The sequence below is a fragment of the Pseudomonas sp. PDM26 genome, assembly GCF_019219185.1.
In the GTDB taxonomy this organism is placed as follows: domain Bacteria; phylum Pseudomonadota; class Gammaproteobacteria; order Pseudomonadales; family Pseudomonadaceae; genus Aquipseudomonas.
On record NZ_JAHUWC010000006.1, the window covers coordinates 155,280 to 171,803 of the forward strand.

Annotated in this window: 13 protein-coding genes; 7 read left to right on the top strand and 6 right to left on the bottom strand. The window is 54.7% G+C overall.

Annotated features, from left to right (window positions below):
• Nucleotides 1-11 precede the first annotated feature (11 nt).
• Nucleotides 12-245: a hypothetical protein gene (locus KW849_RS14030; RefSeq protein WP_218429911.1), complete on the bottom strand. Its 234-nt coding sequence runs from the start codon at nucleotides 243-245 to the stop codon at nucleotides 12-14.
• Nucleotides 246-295: 50 nt separating this feature from the next.
• Nucleotides 296-841, bottom strand: coding sequence for a hypothetical protein (locus KW849_RS14035; protein ID WP_218429912.1), 546 nt, complete (start codon nucleotides 839-841; stop codon nucleotides 296-298).
• Nucleotides 842-1,064: 223 nt separating this feature from the next.
• Here KW849_RS14035 and KW849_RS14040 point away from each other — a divergent pair, with 223 nt between their 5' ends.
• The 4 genes from KW849_RS14040 (at nucleotide 1,065) to KW849_RS14055 (ending at nucleotide 4,347) form a co-directional block, all read left to right on the top strand.
• A complete protein-coding gene (locus KW849_RS14040; RefSeq protein ID WP_218429913.1) occupies nucleotides 1,065-2,210 on the top strand; it encodes an ATP-binding protein in 1,146 nt (381 codons plus the stop codon).
• Between the two features lie 244 nt (nucleotides 2,211-2,454).
• The gene (locus KW849_RS14045) at nucleotides 2,455-2,847 is read left to right on the top strand and encodes a hypothetical protein (RefSeq protein WP_218429914.1); all 393 of its coding nucleotides are present in this window, start codon (nucleotides 2,455-2,457) and stop codon (nucleotides 2,845-2,847) included.
• Between the two features lie 144 nt (nucleotides 2,848-2,991).
• Nucleotides 2,992-3,438: a hypothetical protein gene (locus KW849_RS14050; RefSeq protein WP_218429915.1), complete on the top strand. Its 447-nt coding sequence runs from the start codon at nucleotides 2,992-2,994 to the stop codon at nucleotides 3,436-3,438.
• Nucleotides 3,439-3,753: 315 nt separating this feature from the next.
• Complete coding sequence (locus KW849_RS14055) at nucleotides 3,754-4,347, top strand: hypothetical protein (protein WP_218429916.1); 594 nt, start codon at nucleotides 3,754-3,756, stop codon at nucleotides 4,345-4,347.
• Nucleotides 4,348-4,534: 187 nt separating this feature from the next.
• On the opposite strand, the gene KW849_RS14060 is transcribed toward KW849_RS14055, so the two are convergent.
• Nucleotides 4,535-5,047 (bottom strand): Arc family DNA-binding protein, encoded by a 513-nt coding sequence (locus KW849_RS14060; RefSeq protein WP_218429917.1) that lies wholly within the window; start codon nucleotides 5,045-5,047, stop codon nucleotides 4,535-4,537.
• A 67-nt stretch (nucleotides 5,048-5,114) separates the two neighbouring features.
• On the bottom strand, nucleotides 5,115-5,531 hold the full coding sequence (locus KW849_RS14065) for a hypothetical protein (protein ID WP_218429918.1): 417 nt from the start codon (nucleotides 5,529-5,531) through the stop codon (nucleotides 5,115-5,117).
• A 241-nt stretch (nucleotides 5,532-5,772) separates the two neighbouring features.
• Between KW849_RS14065 and KW849_RS14070 the strand changes: the two genes are divergently transcribed.
• The 3 genes from KW849_RS14070 (at nucleotide 5,773) to KW849_RS14080 (ending at nucleotide 13,124) form a co-directional block, all read left to right on the top strand.
• Nucleotides 5,773-10,800, top strand: a complete 5,028-nt coding sequence (locus tag KW849_RS14070) for an AAA domain-containing protein (protein WP_218429919.1) — start codon at nucleotides 5,773-5,775, stop codon at nucleotides 10,798-10,800.
• Nucleotides 10,800-12,224: a hypothetical protein gene (locus tag KW849_RS14075; RefSeq protein ID WP_218429920.1), complete on the top strand. Its 1,425-nt coding sequence runs from the start codon at nucleotides 10,800-10,802 to the stop codon at nucleotides 12,222-12,224. The genes KW849_RS14070 and KW849_RS14075 overlap by 1 nt, the downstream gene beginning before the upstream one ends.
• A 300-nt stretch (nucleotides 12,225-12,524) precedes the next feature.
• Nucleotides 12,525-13,124, top strand: coding sequence for a hypothetical protein (locus tag KW849_RS14080; RefSeq protein WP_218429921.1), 600 nt, complete (start codon nucleotides 12,525-12,527; stop codon nucleotides 13,122-13,124).
• A 295-nt stretch (nucleotides 13,125-13,419) separates the two neighbouring features.
• On the opposite strand, the gene KW849_RS14085 is transcribed toward KW849_RS14080, so the two are convergent.
• Together KW849_RS14085 and KW849_RS14090 are read right to left on the bottom strand one after the other, a co-directional pair.
• Nucleotides 13,420-14,319, bottom strand: a complete 900-nt coding sequence (locus KW849_RS14085) for a hypothetical protein (RefSeq protein ID WP_218429922.1) — start codon at nucleotides 14,317-14,319, stop codon at nucleotides 13,420-13,422.
• Between the two features lie 450 nt (nucleotides 14,320-14,769).
• A complete protein-coding gene (locus KW849_RS14090; RefSeq protein WP_218429923.1) occupies nucleotides 14,770-16,473 on the bottom strand; it encodes a DNA cytosine methyltransferase in 1,704 nt (567 codons plus the stop codon).
• Nucleotides 16,474-16,524 lie beyond the last annotated feature (51 nt).

A 16,524-nucleotide genomic window follows, 5' to 3' on the forward strand; every position in this document is an offset into this window, starting at 1 on the left:
GTGGTCTATTGCTAATCGTCCAAGCCAGTGACGCCATCACCTTTCCAGAGGCGATTGGCGACACGGCGAACGCGGTCCAAGTCGTCCAGTTTGGTCGGCGGACAGAGCAAGTTGTCCACGAACGCGTCTTGGGCAATTTCCCGGCAGAAGTCCGGGCGGGAATAGCCGGACTTGAGCAGGTTGGCGTACTTCTCTTCCCCTAGCAGCCGCTGAGCAGCTTCGTCGAACTGGGCTTTGGTGGTCACGTGAATGTCCTTTTCAATGCTGGTGCTGGATTTCAACAGTTTTCACTTCGTCACGCCATGCCAACTGCTTTATCAAGCGCCGCGTTAAACAGTCCGGAAACGTCAGTTCCGTCTGCAAGAGACACGACGAACTGACCTTTTTCGACTTTCAAGTACACCGTAATGCCGGTGACGCTGCAGGTTACAGACTCAGGCATTTCCTCGTCTTCGTACGCAGCGCAATGTGCGGCGGAAATGGCTTTGATGAAGTCACCGTTCGCGAACGCGTGATGGATAGTGAACCCGCCCTCAGGCTCAACGGGCCTGACTTTGTTTTCGGTCAAGTCGTAGAGTTCTTCAGAGGTGAACGAAACGCGATAGACCAGCTCTTTGTCGATCAGGGTATTGAGGCAGCTACGAACTTTCAGGCCATCATTCGATTTGGTGACGTTGAGAGCGGTCACGGCCGGGACGATACCGGTGATCCAATTGCCCTTGCCCGCGGTGATTGCTTCCAAGATCGCACTGGTGATCAGTTGATTGCGCTGGGTCGTGTTCATCTTGGTCGCAGGCTTAGCTGCGCGTGTCGCTTGGGCTTTCGGAGTTTGAGTGGTCATTGGTCAGTACCTCATTAAGTCAGTGACATGAGGTTATGATGGGGTCGTGAAACTGCAACACCCTCGCGCACGGCATCGATTGACCGGTACCGCGCAGCCGTTTCGGCCAAGGTCAGCGCCTTGTCGCGATCATTTTCGGAACGCCGAACCTCTTCCAATTTTGGAAATTATGCGTAATTATGTGGAAATTCCTAATTTATGAATTTCGGCATAAAGGCCCATAATGACCCCAGAAACCAAGGACGCGCTGCTCTTCCCCCGCACCCACCTGGCCGAAGGAATCTTGGCCACGTTCGAGTCGCGTCTGCAGAATGCCGCGACTATATTCGCACCTCGGCGAAAGGGCAAAACCACGTTCCTCATCAACGACCTGATACCGATTGCCAAGGCACACGGCTTTATCGTTGCCACGGCAGACCTGTGGTTTGACAAGGCGCACCCTGAGCGGGTGATTGCTGGTGCGCTGTATGAAGCCATTCACGGTGCCGGGTTCTTGCGACGCAACTGGCTGAAGCTTATGCGACCGGGCTCTATCGTCCAGTCGGTGGAGGCCGGCGCCGGCACTGACGGAGTGACGGTGAAGGCCGAACTGGCGAAGGAGGGGGGGTTGAACTTGATCGAGCTCTTTGAGCGTTTCCGGATACTCGGTAACGGCAAGGCGCTGCTGATCATCGACGAGGTGCAGCACCTGGCGAGCAAGAAGGAATTCGAGGATCTGACCGCTACGCTCCGTTCGCTACTGCAGCAGGCGCACGGTGAGGTTTTTGCAGTGTTCACCGGGTCCTCTCAGGACGGCCTCCATCGCATGTTTCGTCAAACCAAAGCACCGTTCTACCAGTTCAGCCACGAGATTCAATTTCCAAACCTTGGCTTGGAGTTCGTGCAGCATCTGGGCCAGCGGTTCCTGGAGATCACCGGCAGGGAGTGGAACGTCAATGCCGCTTTCGAGCGCTTTGCTGCCCGGGGTTACATGCCAAAGTACATTCGCGACGTGTTCCTGCTGTGCCTCACAGAGGGGCTCAGCGTGGGAGATGCAGACCAACGAGCTTGGAACACCATGACGGACGAAGGCAACTTCGAGAACCTGATCCTGGAGATGGCTCCTCTGGATTTCACTGTCCTTGTCGGGCTTGTGAAGGGAATCTCGGTATTCTCCGCCGAGGGCCGTGAGTGGATCGGCAGTGAGATGCCCGGTGGCAACGTTCCCAGCGCCGCGACCGTTCAGACTGCATTGAAGCGCCTGCAACGCCGCGACCTGGTTGGGAACCTTGGGTATGGTGAGTGGGCGATTGAGGACGTCTTCATGGAAAGTTACCTGCGTCGGAATTTCGTTGAAATTGACCCTCAACTCGGCACGGATAGCGATTGATAGGCTATCGGCCGCCGGCGGTCATAGGTGTGGCCAGCGGCTGCCTCCATCATCTGTTTGTCGCACCTGATAGAGGCTCTTGCCGCGGTTAGATGGTTAAGGCAACATTTGAGCCTCTCACGTACCTACATGTCTGGGTATGTAGTCAGCTGGTCACCAGCACTCAACGCGCAACTCTGCGCACATCAACCTTCGCGGGGCTATGTCCCTGCCGGGGCAAGCTCCGTCCAAATGGAGCTTCGAGATGTCAAATTCCAATATGACCTACCACGAAATGAAACAGGCAATCCTGCAGGGACTGCTGCATTCCGGCTGGAAGGCCGTAGATGAGATCAGCATGAATCACACTTCTGCAGTGGCAAAGAAGTCGTTTCAAACTGCGGTGGGCGAGCGAACCGCTTTGGCGTACTTTACTGACACTCCCGACGAGTGCTGCAAGCTTAGTGGTGAATACACGAGTGAGGGCAACAACGTCCTCAGTACAACAGGGTTCTTTGTCTGGTACAGCCTCAATCCACGGAGCGAGGTGACGACAGAAGATCTCATCGCCGGCGCCATCGAGTTCTCAAAAAATGCTGAGGTACGGATCGCCGATACGATGCCGATGCGATTGATGCGCCAGAGTCCCGCTGAATAGATTCCAAGACCCGATCGGGTCCGGCGTTATAAACCCGGATCAAATCTACGGCTTGATCGTTCAACCGAACTGAAGCCACAACCTACTAAACCCTAGCGGGCCTATGCCCCGCTGGGGGCATGGCTCGCTCAATTGGAGAGGACCATGACCATTACCGCAATCAGCCGGGTTACCGTTGCCCTGGGCTACGACATCGCTACCAACCAGCCTGTTATCCGCCACTGGATCGACAAGGAGGAAGTAATCGATACAGACGGTGCTCACCTGTTCGTAATGGTGGGCAAGAAGCGGGGAGCGATATCTATCCGCTACAAGCTTCACCCTCTCGACAAGGAGGATGAACGCGCGCTACAGGGTGGGCCGTACAGCGACTTCAACCGGTCCTTTAGCAAGAAAGACGCAATGCTGTTTTCACCAGATCAGACAAAGCAGCTATTGCAGTTCTCGTTCGCTCACTGCCGAATTGGCTATGAGCAAGCATTGCTGGAGAACATGCTTTGCGAACTGCGCCAGGTCCTGCTTGCAGGAGCCGCATTTCGACTTAGCTGCATCGACGAACTTGATGCGATTCCCACCAGCTCCAACATCTAAGACATCGGCGGGTTACTCCGCCGAGAGTCTTTTTTGGAAAGTCTCCCTTCCCAAAGAAGATTCTTTCGAAGGCCTTTGTGCGCTCAGACCAACCCACAGGCGCGGGGTGAACTTGAGCTTGCATGCCTCTTGATCAATGAGACGCTTCAACCGCTGGCATGTATTCAACACAATATCGACACAGGCAGAGCGAGGCGCGGTGTTCGCGTCCGCAACAGACACGGAAAAACAGCCTTGCAGACAACTCACCAACGAAACGACGTTTTACGACGTCAAATTTTCTGGGCAGTACTCTCAGTCATCGGGACTGTGGGCTTGTACTTTGCTCTGGACTTTTACACCTCAGCGCTCGATCGCCCAAATCTGATGCTTAACAGCCTGCTTTTCACCCATATCTTGCGAGTCTACCTCAACGTCAAAGACGATCGTCACCAGGAGACAATGAAAGAGGTCGGCTTGCTTACGCTCGCCGCCCTGGGAGGGGTTGGCATTGCTTTTGGGGTACGACCGATGGTTTTCTGGATGCTGAATGACCTGGAACAGACCCAGGAAATTGCTGCGTTGTTTGTGGAATACAAACAATACCTGGATGTCATGCACACCCCAGTATTTGGCATTGCGGCGTTCTTCGGTGCCGGCTATTTCCTGTCATCGAGAGTGCTGCGCAGCATTGGATATTACTGGCGTCCTCTTGCGTACCCACGCAGTTCATATGAGCTGTTTGGCGCTCACTACGCGGCAGCCCGTCAGATGTTGACGGAGAGGGCGAGGGAGGTAATCGAGGAGGAAGTGAAGGAAATTCTTGCCGATACCAAGGGCTTTTATCAGCCCCCATCGCCAAACCGCCTTATTGGACCACCGGCATCATCCCGCACGTCAGCGAGTCCGGCTCAGGTGCAAGTGCCTTGATTTAGAAGCCAGGTGATCACCTAGGTCTCGAGCAGGATGCCGGACACGCTGCCTGCGCGATATCGAAATTGAACAGACTGCCTCTGTCCGCGCTGCGTGGCCTTTGGCAGTACTGAACTGCGTGAGGCCTGCGTCGCGAGGCTCACGTGGTACAGGGAGAGGGATCTTCCCATGTGCTCTGTTTATGTCACGCAACGTTCGTTCTGTCCTGATGCTGAGTTTCAACACAGGCGTTTTGCAGTGCGTGAATATCGCGTTGGTCATTGATCCAGCACTGAAGCGCCTTCAGCATCCACGCCATCATGGACAAATGCATAATCCCTGCCTCCATCGCTACAGCTTCCCGAATGCCGTCTGGAAGACGGACCGTGGTCGTGTGGTCCCCTCGCATTGCGGAAAGGTCGACATGAGGGACACCAACAAGGATCAAACTGGCCCGGGCTTCACCTAGATGGTTCACGTAGAGCTGACGGTCGAACGTAGTCCTTTGGTTTCCGTCCAGGGCCTCAGTAACCGCCATGATTATTTCTGAGTTGACGCTCCGGCAATGGCTTCTCGCGATTTCATCCAGGGCGTCAATGATTGTGGTGTGGGTGCTTAAGACAAATTTATCCGCTTTACGGGAGTCTCGCACTCGCCGGCAAGGTCGTGGGGGTAGGGCAGCAGCGTGGGCCGTGGTAGCAATGGATAGTGCGGTCATTGGGGCGTCCTTGCGGTTAGATGAGTCGAAGGATCATGCGAGCGGACGGCGGCGCAGACCACGTCTTTCAAGTTGCGTGATGGGGCAATAGTAGCGAGAGGCTGCCGTCAAAGATGTGCAGTCTGCCCCCCTTAACGGGCAGAACCGGCTTACTGCTTGAGGGCTCTGGCGAAATCAAACACAACGTCAGTTGGTACTGCTCGCCATTGATGGACCAGTCGAGGTTGGTTGGCTCACCAACAGCCATGGCCACATCCTTCACAACGCTTTGCGGGTTTGGCTGGCCGTCCTGGCCTTCAACGATTTGCTCAAGCTGGATCTGGGTGTGTACGTTGTGCGACTTCTCGAACTGGCCGGGCGCGAGCTTTTCGGGAGTCAGAACAAGCCGATAGCCGTAGACAACGATGTGATTCTGCGTCGTCGATTTTTTCCCTTCGGTCACTGTCTTTTGGGTGCGGCTTTTCCAGCGGTGCTGGAGGATCAAAGGCACACCATCGTTTGCGTCGCTTGAGCCCTTAGATGGCTAATTCCTAGCCTCAATCGACCTCCCCAGCGTACCGCTGCCATGCCGGAAAGCCCCTATCGCCCTCCGCTTCCCGCACCCCGCCACTCATGATATCAAACACACCACAGTGAAAATGGCCTTTGGCTACCTTTTTGGTGCACAGCCATATACTGTGCCATTAAACGGTAACAACGGAACTAAAGGCTCAGTGGAGGGCTGCATGGAAGTTCGGTATTGGGAAGGAGGCCTGTTCGCCTTCGAAGTCGAAGCGATCGAGAGTATGGCTAAAGCTTTCCAGGCCAATGAAGCGCCAGCGCAGCCTGTCGCGGGGCCTGCGAAAGGAAATTCGTTCGATGTTCTCAAGGGACTAAAAAAGCCTGAGCCTACTGCATCGATGTACCCGTGGAAGGGTTATGCGGGCTTTCGGTTTGCCAACTCTCGCGGCTCAGAAGGTGAGTTTGATCTCGTCATTGTCTTGCACAGCATGGTGCTTGTAGTCGAACTCAAGCATTGGAAAGGGAAGATCACCTCTCATGCCGGCAAGTGGCTCCAGAACGGGAAGGAGCAAGGACCATCTCCGGTTGAAAAAACTCGACGGAAGGCATTCGAGTTCAAGAAAAAGCTGGAGGCCATCAAGACCAAACTTCCTGGGGGAAAAATACCTTGGGTCGAATTCTGCGTTGTCCTCAGTGCTGACTGTACCTTCGAACTGCCAGATAACGAAAAGCCTTACGTCATGCGGCTGGACGACTTCCTCAGTCTTGCTGATGAGCAGCGCTTCAAGCAGCGGTACCCGAGGAGTCAGCGTGGGAGTTTGAACAAGCATTTTGACGTGTTCGACGCTCTGTTGGGCAAAGGCTCGGTAAAGCCCAAAGAGTTGGTCGTCGACGACTACCGCGCCAAAACGCCGGCGGTATTCATGCACCCCACCAAGGTATATAGCGAATTCGACTCCGTGAACATCAACAACAAAGATGATCACGCGATGCTGCGCTTGTGGGACTTTTCCAGGTTGGATTCCCCCACTGCCCGAACCACCGAGGGAAGATTCAAGATTCTTTCGCGAGAGCGCGAAATCCTCGTCTACTTGAAGCGGTTAGACCAGGACCTCGTAAACCGCTGCGCTCGGTTCAAGGGGAACGTGAGCCGGGATGCCATCACAGAACAGTATTCCGAACTGTTCGAGATGCCGGATAACCACTTTAGGCTCAACGAGTTCATCAACAGGTTTGTGGTTCGTCAGGAGAGCAGCGAGCGCCTGCATCTTCTGAAAATCCTACTCGCTCAGTTCTCCGGCCTCCATGGGCACAGCATCGCTCACCGTGACATTGGTGATCACAGCATTTGGTTCTCACCAGGCTCAGGTATCGCGCTTTCAAATTTCATCAGCGCCTACCACCAGCCCATAGGCACGGTGGGAGACCTTCGAGGCCTGTTGAGCATCGGGACCATCGCGCTGCCAGAGGACCAGCCCAACACCAGTCTAAACTCGACACCCTTCAAGCGGGACGTCTTTGCGCTCGGTCTGCTGAGCTGGCATTTAGCTCAGGCCAAGCCTCTGCCCCTCAAGCTGGATGACACCTACATCAATAGCGTGGTGGGGGAAATATCAGCGTCAAGCGAGTGGTATGCGCCGGCAATCCGCCAGGCGCTTCACCACAGCCCCGCAGACCGGTATGAAAACGCCAACGAGTTTCTGCAGGCATTGAGTCAGGCCACCCCTGACGATTCTGCCGGCTTCGCATTCGACAAGCGCCAGCTCGACTGTTTTGCCACAGATGTGCGACTGGCCTCTGCCTATCGCGAAGATGATGAGCCGATCACGGATTCAGCCGTGAAGCTTTTGTACCGCTCGGGCCCGTGGATTGTGAAGTCCTGGCCATCTCTCAATGCCAGGGATCCACAAGACGGACAAGGACCAATGCTCATGTCCTTCTTCGAAACCCTCGAACGCCTGAAAGCAAGCAGCCCCCACTTTCTTCCCAAGCTGGATCATTTCGGTTACGACCGAAGTGGCAACCCCTTCCTGGTCAGCGAGTACGTTGAGGGAGTTCACTGGAGCGAGTTGAAGGACTTGGAAGCAGTTGATGCACTGTCCGTTGCCAAGCGCCTGATCGAGGCGGCAGAGGAGCTTCATGAACTGCAGCTCAGCCACGGTGACCTCCACCCTCAAAACATAAAGGTCGCGCTGGGCGAGAACTACGAGTCGACTCAGCTGTACCTTCTCGACTACCCAGACTTCTCTCCTACTGGCGAGCGGCCTGCAAATACCAGATACAGCCCGCTCGTAGAGAATTGCACTCCGGTTGAGAGCGACAATTTCGCCGTAATGCGAATGGTGCTTGAGTTACTAGGGATGGACTGGAACGAGCCAGCAGAGAGTGACGTTGCGGAGCTGAGAAACGCCGTGGCAGTTGAAGCCGAGGCCGAGTCGGGCTTCATGTCGCTGGACAGGTTTTCGGACGCGCTCAATGCAGCCTTCCAACCCAAGCAGACACTCAGGACCATCGATGTCACAGTCAAGGGCGACACATCGTTTGAAATCCTCCCGGACAACGGGAAAGTCTACGTTGTCTTCAAGCCGAACCCAAAAGCCCCGGTTGGAAGCCTGGAGATCGTCTTCGCAGGTATTGGAGGCCAGTTCTCTGCCTTCTTCGACCCTAGGACCAAATCTGTTTCCAAGCTGCTCAAACCGCACCTGGAACAACGGGTCAACCACTATTTTGAAAAAAACGCTGACTACCACCTCTATGTAAAGCTCGACATCTCGGCCGGCGCGGTGAGCGATGCCTCAGCCCTCGGCGCATTCCTGAGCCAAGACGAGGCATTCACGGATCTTGCGGCTAGATTCCTGGAAACCGAGCAACGGAAACAGGCCGTCCTGATAGAGAGCGAGACACCAGAAGAGTCGATCACTGGTGAGGACACCGATAACGGCCTACCAGTTGATGACCCACAGTTAGCGGGTGTGACGGTCAAAGTCTTTCCTGTCAGCCAGATCTGGAAAACTTTCACGTCGACCGAGTTGGAAGCTCAGCCTTTTTTCCGGGTGGCTGCGGAACCTCGCTTCCATAGAGACAACGTAGGGTTACTGATCCCCTATTCCATGGAATCGAAAGCGCTTGAGGGCTTCGAAGCTGACGACAGTATCCGACTGATTCTCAGAGAGGGCGATCGCGACTTCGACATTGGCGCAATTGACTTGAGCAAGAGCCTGCGCGACGCGGTTTACGTCCCCGCGTCCCAGAAGTCTCTGCGTGTGAAGGCAGATTCAGTGCTTTACCTTCAAAGCCAGCAGAACAAGACCTCTTTGATCCGCCGGCGAAGCGCAATGGACCGGATCATCAATCGCCAATCTGTGATACCTGATTTGCTGCAGTACTTTGACGAAAGATGCGAATTAGCCCCGTTAGTTTATGATCAGGCTCCCACAGAAGAAGACTTTGCGCTTTACGAGAGAACAACTTCCGATGGCACCGTAATTGGTCTGAACGATGCACAAAAGAAAGCTTTTACCCATATAGTTACAACTGGCCCTATCAATTTGTTGCAGGGGCCTCCCGGAACTGGCAAGACTGAGTTCATCGCTGCGTTTGTACATTACTTGCTTGCAAAATTGGGTGTCCGAAATATTTTACTTGTGAGCCAGTCTCATGAGGCTGTGAATACAGCGGCAGAGAGAATTAGAACTCACTGCCGGCGCTTGGGAACTGACCTTGATGTCGTCCGGTTTAGTAACCGTAGCCAAGTTGTATCTGAGGAGCTACTTGATGCTTACTCCGGAAATATCATCGAGCGACAGAGGAACAGCTTCAGCGCGGAACTGAAAGAGCGAGTCTCCAATTTAGCTTCCTCGCTCGGACTGAGCCAGGAATTCGTCAACTTCATGGTGGACGTAAACCAGAGAATAGCGCGACAGGTCAAAACCCTTGGAACACTGGATAAAGAAATAGAGTCAGCCGAGGAAGGTGCCGAGAAAAAGGCGTTAAAAGCCCTCAAGGACGCCATTGCTGATGAATTGAAGCAGGCGGCTCGCGGTTATCTCGGTGAATGCCCGTTAGACGATGTACCCCCGCAAGATATTTTAGAGCGCGTGTACACGAGCATCCAATCTGCCCACGGTGTCCGTCCACCAGAATTCAAACAGTGCCAGGACTTGATCAAACTCTCGCAGGAGTTCATGGAGCGGTTGTCCAGCAATAGAGCGAACTACGACGAATTCCTCATGCGCTCCCGGACGCTCGTTTGCGGTACGTGTGTTGGGATAGGACTACAACACCTCAACTTGGCCACGACTCACTTCGACTGGGTCATCATTGATGAGGCTGCACGATCCTCCCCGAGCGAGCTGGCGATCGCGATGCAAGTTGGCTCCCGCATCCTTAAGGTCGGTGACCACTTCCAGCTGAGCCCCACCTATGAGGACGAACACAAGAAAGCCATCGCCAAAGCGTTGGGTATTTCTGTGAACTCAACTGAATTTCAGCGTGTAATGCGTAGCGACTTCGAACGGGTCTTCGAATCACCCTACGGCCAGGCTGCTCGTGCTGAGCTCAAGACTCAGTATCGAATGCTGCCTCCGATCGGCGATCTTGTTAGTGAGATTTTTTACAACAACAGGCTTTCCAACGGATTCAGGCCGAGCCCTGCTTATTACGCGAAGAGTGTTCCTGCATGCCTCTCTCACATCGTCACCTGGTTGGACACTAGCGGCCTTGGAAACAAGGCGTTTGATAGCGGCGGACAAAGCATTTCCAACAGCGCTGAGGCCGACGCCATCATTAAGCTATTGCAGGAAATCGAGGCTTCGACTGAATTCTGCACCGGTATGATTGACGAAATGGCGCGCACACAAGAACCACCGATCGGTGTGATTTGTATGTATCGAGATCAACGAAAACTTATTCGTAAAAGATTCGAGGAGAAATCTTGGTCCGAAGATTTCCGCAAGCTCGTTAAAATAGAAACCTGCGACTCGTATCAAGGCAAGGAAAATAATGTAATTATAATTTCGCTTACGAGGGCGAAGCCTGATCAGCACCCAGGATTCCTGTCTATACCGAACCGGATCAACGTCGCGATGTCTCGCGCAAAGGAACGGCTTATTATTGTTGGGAGCTTGAAAATGTGGAGTGACCGTAACGCCAGCCTTCCCCTCGGAAAGGTCGCCAGTTACATCCAGACCAGGCTTGATAAAACAAACCACTACAAAATAACCAACATTGCCGGCGAGAAGGGGATCGTGTAATGGATACGAATCCTGTTGTTCTCTTTGAAATCGACTTCGCGGTGCCGGCTCAGCAGTTCCGCTTTGAATACACCCTCGTTGACAAGGGGGGGCTTCCTGTAGTGCCAGAGTTCCTACTACGCCTCTTGAAGATCTCTGCCCTACTACCAGCGGAGATAGCTAAATACTTTGGGTTGTCCCAAAAGGAACTCAGTACAGCCCTGTCCCCATTCCTCCAGAGCCGAGAAATACGCATTCGCCCAGATGGCAGGGCTGAACTTACTGAAATGGGGCTCAGGCTTTTTTCTGAAAGCCACGAAACGCCCATCGTCAAGCGCAAGCAGGAGCGCCAGCAGACGTTCGCCTTTGACCTCGTGGCTCTCAGCTATCTGGGGCGACGCATGAAATCCAGGGAGTCGAGGCGTACCCTTGAACTGCAGGCTGCGCCAGCCACGCTGACAGATTCGTGCAGACTGGCTGTTGGTGCGTTCATGAATCAGATCTACGAAATTCATCGCACAGGCGACCTAGGTGGATCCGGCCAAGAGCGTATGCCTCCCGAACTGTACAAGGTAGCTGATGCGCAGAAGACCCAGGAAGGGTGGGAGGTGGTCGAGGAGCGTGCTGCAATCGATCCGGATGCGCGACAAGTGCGGTTCATTGCCAAAGGCGGACTGCGTGAAAACGAGTACTACATTCGGCAACGGACCGAGCAGTTGCGCAGACAAGTTGCGACAACCAATTTGGACCAAGTTTTAGCCCTAGCTGACCATCTGGGCGACTCGGCTTCCTATGAATACTTGAAATCCAACGGTGTAGATCTGAGCGCTCTTCACCGAGCGGCTAAGTCTTCAAGTCTGTCAGACGACAGGGTGTTCGGGTCAATTCACCTGCAAGGAAACTGGGACAAGGTCTCTTCATTGCTACGGAAGCATTTGAAGGAACTTCAACGTTCGCCCTTGGATAGGTCACTTAAGCTGACATGGCTCGCGCCTGCAGCACACGGACTGTGGGGCAAATCTGCGCGCCATGGAGAGATATGCAGTGCCTTCGCAGAGTTCGCGAATACCAAAGCAAAAAATAACAAGGACAAGCACAACATTTTTGACGTGAAACTGTTAGTCCCGCTTGCAGACGAGTGGGATATGCCTGGCGTCAAACGAGCAAAGTCAGATTGCTCCGACGCAAAGGACCTCCTTCATGGTTTCATCGAGTGCGAAACACTGGCCCCGATCGAGGCCATAATCGTCGAGGGTCGGTGTGCTGTTGTGCTCTACCATGTTGTAATTCCTGAACTTTCGCAGGTTCCCATTCCTTTCGGATTCATCACCGAAGAGCCTTCCAAGGTTTCGTTGATCACTGTCCTGATTAACGAGTCCCTTGAGCAATACGTTGCAGGGAACAAACAACGCTTTCTTGGACCAATCAATAGCAAGAAGGCTTGAAGATTAGACGCACTACGGTAGTGACGTAAAAGTGCCGAGCAACGGTCAGCCACTACAGCAGTGCGTCAATCGCGAAAAGGTGTTGACGCGGCTTTATGCTCAGTCGGCTGCCGAAGCCCCCGACTGAGGCAGCCTGATGGTGTAGCGGAATTTCCTATACCCGGCTGATTATGGCTTTTTAATCGACTTGATCCGTGTGTAAACCTGTCCACCCACGGCCAAAACAATTCCGGCTAAAAGTAAAATGAGCATGAGTTCTGCACCTGCCAATAACCAGCCAGGGCATTGAAGGAGCCACGGATGTCCAATTATTCTTTTGCGGAGCATGCCCACCGTTTCGCCGTGTGGGCCGCTGGGCGGGCCTACTCGCGCAGTGGCGGCGACGGTGGAGGGTATTCCGTTCCGTACGCACAGCGGATGCTGGAAGCTGCCGGCATGCGCGACATCAACACACCGGAGGACCTCCCATGCAAGGAGGGAATTGACGCGTTTATACATGAGCGAATCGAGGCCGTACGTGCAGCGCGACCGGCGACCTATGTGCACCACAAAACCGGAAAGAATGAGACGTTTCGTTGCACCTATGGCCGTGCGCAGAAGCTTGTGAACGTCTATCTGAAGTCAAAACTGGTTTGTGGCGGCTACCACGATGACGAACGGGTTGAGCGTCTGCATCCGCCAATTGACAGAAAACTGCTTATTGGCTTGAGCGCATTCTGCGAAGTGGTTGCAGACCAGGATGAGTACGCGGAATTTCGGAAGAATCTTCTCGACGCCCAAGCTTTGGGGGACTCCTGGGTGATCTTCTCGCAATCCACCTATGAGGCATACATCAAGGCAATTCAATCCCTGCAGCAGGACAAGCCTTTGTGGGCGGTTGAGGAGCACTGGTTGCCCTGATGGCAGTTGCGGCCTGCTTGATGATCTCCGATCGGGAGGCGTCCTGGTACCGGACCTGGTGATCATCACTGAGCGGTTGGGCGCGGCGCGGGGGACCAATATCCTGCAAGAAATAGCGGGTCTATTCCGGTTGGTTGGTTAACATGTTCGACTCGGCGGTTGCGGTGCGCGTCAGATAGGTGATGCGCCAAGCATGATCATGGGCCATGCCACCGCCGGTCGAAGCACAGTCCTACACGAGCAAGGCCCATCTCACCCGTCATGCAGACAGGCATTTAGCTAGGGATCAGGAAATTCAGTCATTGCGAGCCTGCAACTCCAAGCGGATTCCCCTGTGTTCATACCGAAAGGCTGGAAGACCGATCTTAAAAACCCCGATTTCGTTTTGATTCCGAATCGCCGTGGTTATGAATTCGTGCATCGCGAGATCAGTACGCTGCCCTGCTTCGACGGCTGCGGCGAAAGCCGCGTTGGCGTCTTCTTCGTGATTATCACGCATGCCGATCACCGCGACTTTTCCTTCTGGAATTTCTTCCATCTTGGCTACGGCGGGAACAGAGTCAGCACTGCTTTGATCACCATTGTCAGGCCCTGGCACGATCTCATACCGGTAGATGTGGTACTTGCCAGTGTCCGGGCAACATACGGTCAGAATGAAGTCAGCCTGGTAAGCCGCGAAGTTCGTTTTCATCCCTTTGTGCTGGCTCGCCCGGTCAAGCACGCACTGGATCGCGTGCTGCACGACACCTGCAATAAACGGAGCGGTCAGCAGGTAGTTAGGCCCGTAGTCGCTACGCTTGAACATGTCGCCGTCGCAGTGTTGACTGATGAATTTGTGGGTCTCACACAGCATGGCCAGTTGGTACATGCCATCCCGGTACGTCGGCTTCAGCTCTCCCAGATGGTTCCGTATCGAGTTCATGATGTGCTGGGACACGAGGGTGCTGCCTGCGAACGCGACAGCACAGCCGCCCTCGTAGATAAAGCCGTGATAGCCATTGAACCAGTTGTCGAGCAGGTTCACTCCGTTGACGCGGATGGGCATCTCATAGACTTTCTTGAACCCACTGACCACCACCACGCCGTTCTGGGTGATGCTGCTGTCAGTAGCGAAGAAAACACCGTGACCATGGGTGCTTTTGATACCGTCGATGTTTATTTGCTCTAGCGTGTGACCAGCGATAATAAGTGTCATGCCTGAACTCCCGGAAAATCGGCGAGCATACCGAGAGCCTGTGCCTTTTGACATCAAATCAGGCGGCGATGTACTCAATCGCGGGCCTGTCCGCGTTTTCTTTGATCGAGAGGTCATGACTCACGATGCCCCTGGCGCTTCACTTCACGTAGGAATTCTTATTGAGACAGGTCGCCATTGGCACGGGCTGTATCCAGCGCGGTCAGAGACTGGGCATTTCCGAATCCGACTGTCGAGGCGATTGTGCTTCACAGCGCTTGGGGTCATGGGGGGGCTCGCTCGGCCAGGTTTCGGAGCGGTAACGTGCGTGGAACCTCCGAGTATTCAGACGCTGCCAGAGGTGATGTTAGTATCAATTGACAGTGGCAGAATGGCGCAGAACCTGTGTTAGGGCGTTTGGTACCGAACCGAATATCGGTACCACGGGCTCCATCTAGATATTTCTCAGCTTCAGGCGGCGATGGCTCCACGCTGTCGAGCTTTCCATGGGTCATTCGCCCGAGCCAGCCGGGCCATTTGCAAAGGACTCACAGAGTTCCCGACCAGATGGCTCTGCTGAGTTTTATTCAACTCTCGCCCGTCGTGGCCCCGATCAATGATGTATTTTTCGGGAAAACCCTGAGCTCGATAGAGCTCGCGTGGTTTGAGCATTCGCAGGCAGATGTCGACCATCAGGTACTTGGTGCCATTAACATCAAGGGTTACCAGCGCCAGCTTCTCTGCGATGGTTGGCTGATTGGTGAGGGTAGAGGCCTTTCCGTGCTCCAGCATAAAGTCGGCCACACGAAGGGCGCCGGCCATTTGTTCCTCGGTGATTTGCAGGCCGAGGTCGGAAGCAAGGTGCATCAGGGATGCGGTGGCCAGCTGCTGTTGGCTGCCTGCGCTGGTGATGGTGCTAAATGGCGCCAAGGCGCTGTGTGCGGGTGTCGTGTTCTTGCCGCCGTTGGCCTGGACAATGATGGGGGCCACGAGCGAGAAATGCCCCCCTTTGACCTGCGCGCAAATGGTCCGCAGTGGACTGTCGGCCGGCATATTTCGTTGGTGGGTGGCATTCGCGTGTTCGGAGATGAATGGGGCCAGCAACGGCGAGCCCAGCATCAGTTCACCACGGTTGGCGCCGGTGACGGTGCGCATTGGCTCGTCGATGCTGTGCAGACGAACCGCACCCTGGTGAGTGACCGGGACAATGAATGGTCGTCCGTTTAGGACAAACTTCTCGATGCCGGTGGCGATACGCACATTTGTGGTCTTAACCAGCGGCCGGGTACGAGCCCAGATGCTCGGGCCAAGATCGGTCCAGTCGATGCACTCCGCAGCGGTGCGGTAAGGCTGTTGTCCCTTCTTCGGCTCGGCCGCATGGCTCGCCTCCGGCCACACAATTGGGTGGCCGTCACATCGTGCCATCAGGAACAGGCGTTCTCGAGTTGTCGGTGCTCCATCGTCGCAGGCTCGCGAAACGCGCCATTCAACGTCGTATCCCAGACGGCGAAGGCTTGCGACGAAATGGTCCCAAGTGCGATTCACCGGACTGCCGTGACGTTTGTACTTACGACGCTGCTTGCGACGATGCAGCGCATTGCCGGTGAGCTTGCCTTTGTCGGGTATCAGGAACTGTTCGTGACGTGGGACGTGCTCGCCAGGTTCGGCAATGGTGCCATCCAGTTTGATGACCCGGCCGGTTTTAGCGCAGCGCTTCGCAACCAATGGGCTCCATAGCTGCATCTGACGAACATTTTCCATACTGATCGTTATCGGTCGGACCTTGCCGGCCCATTTGATCAGAACCCAGCCGAGATCCCTGATTTCCTTCTTGCGCGACTGGCCACCGGCGGCCTGGGAGTGGTGCGTGCAATCCGGCGAGCCGTGAAGAAAACCTACCCTCCGACCGCGGCATGCCTCAACCGGGTCGACGCCCCACACATCCGTTTGATAGTGCTCAGCGTGTGGGTGATTTGCAGCATGCATCGAGATGGCGGTCGGATTGTGGTTAACGCAGATGGTCACCGGCCTGTTCAAACCCATTTCCAACCCGGTTGAAGCGCCGCCACCGCCGGCGAACAGGTCGACGATGATCCAGCTGTCAGAGTCGTCGAGAGCGAGTCCGTATTGGGTCGAAAAATCGATGGTCGGGAATTTTTTTGGGAAAGAACTCATGCTGTAAACACCGCTTCCAGGTCAGAGGAGGGCGCGTCGCCCGTTTCTGAT

Coding starts and splice junctions, on each gene's coding strand:
- KW849_RS14050 (WP_218429915.1), top strand. CDS start 2,992: ATGACCATTACCGCAATCAGCCGGGTTACCGTTGCCCTGGGCTACGAC.
- KW849_RS14060 (WP_218429917.1), bottom strand. CDS start 5,047: ATGACCGCACTATCCATTGCTACCACGGCCCACGCTGCTGCCCTACCC.
- KW849_RS14070 (WP_218429919.1), top strand. CDS start 5,773: ATGGAAGTTCGGTATTGGGAAGGAGGCCTGTTCGCCTTCGAAGTCGAA.
- KW849_RS14045 (WP_218429914.1), top strand. CDS start 2,455: ATGTCAAATTCCAATATGACCTACCACGAAATGAAACAGGCAATCCTG.
- KW849_RS14085 (WP_218429922.1), bottom strand. CDS start 14,319: ATGACACTTATTATCGCTGGTCACACGCTAGAGCAAATAAACATCGAC.
- KW849_RS14075 (WP_218429920.1), top strand. CDS start 10,800: ATGGATACGAATCCTGTTGTTCTCTTTGAAATCGACTTCGCGGTGCCG.
- KW849_RS14035 (WP_218429912.1), bottom strand. CDS start 841: ATGACCACTCAAACTCCGAAAGCCCAAGCGACACGCGCAGCTAAGCCT.
- KW849_RS14080 (WP_218429921.1), top strand. CDS start 12,525: ATGTCCAATTATTCTTTTGCGGAGCATGCCCACCGTTTCGCCGTGTGG.
- KW849_RS14090 (WP_218429923.1), bottom strand. CDS start 16,473: ATGAGTTCTTTCCCAAAAAAATTCCCGACCATCGATTTTTCGACCCAA.
- KW849_RS14040 (WP_218429913.1), top strand. CDS start 1,065: ATGACCCCAGAAACCAAGGACGCGCTGCTCTTCCCCCGCACCCACCTG.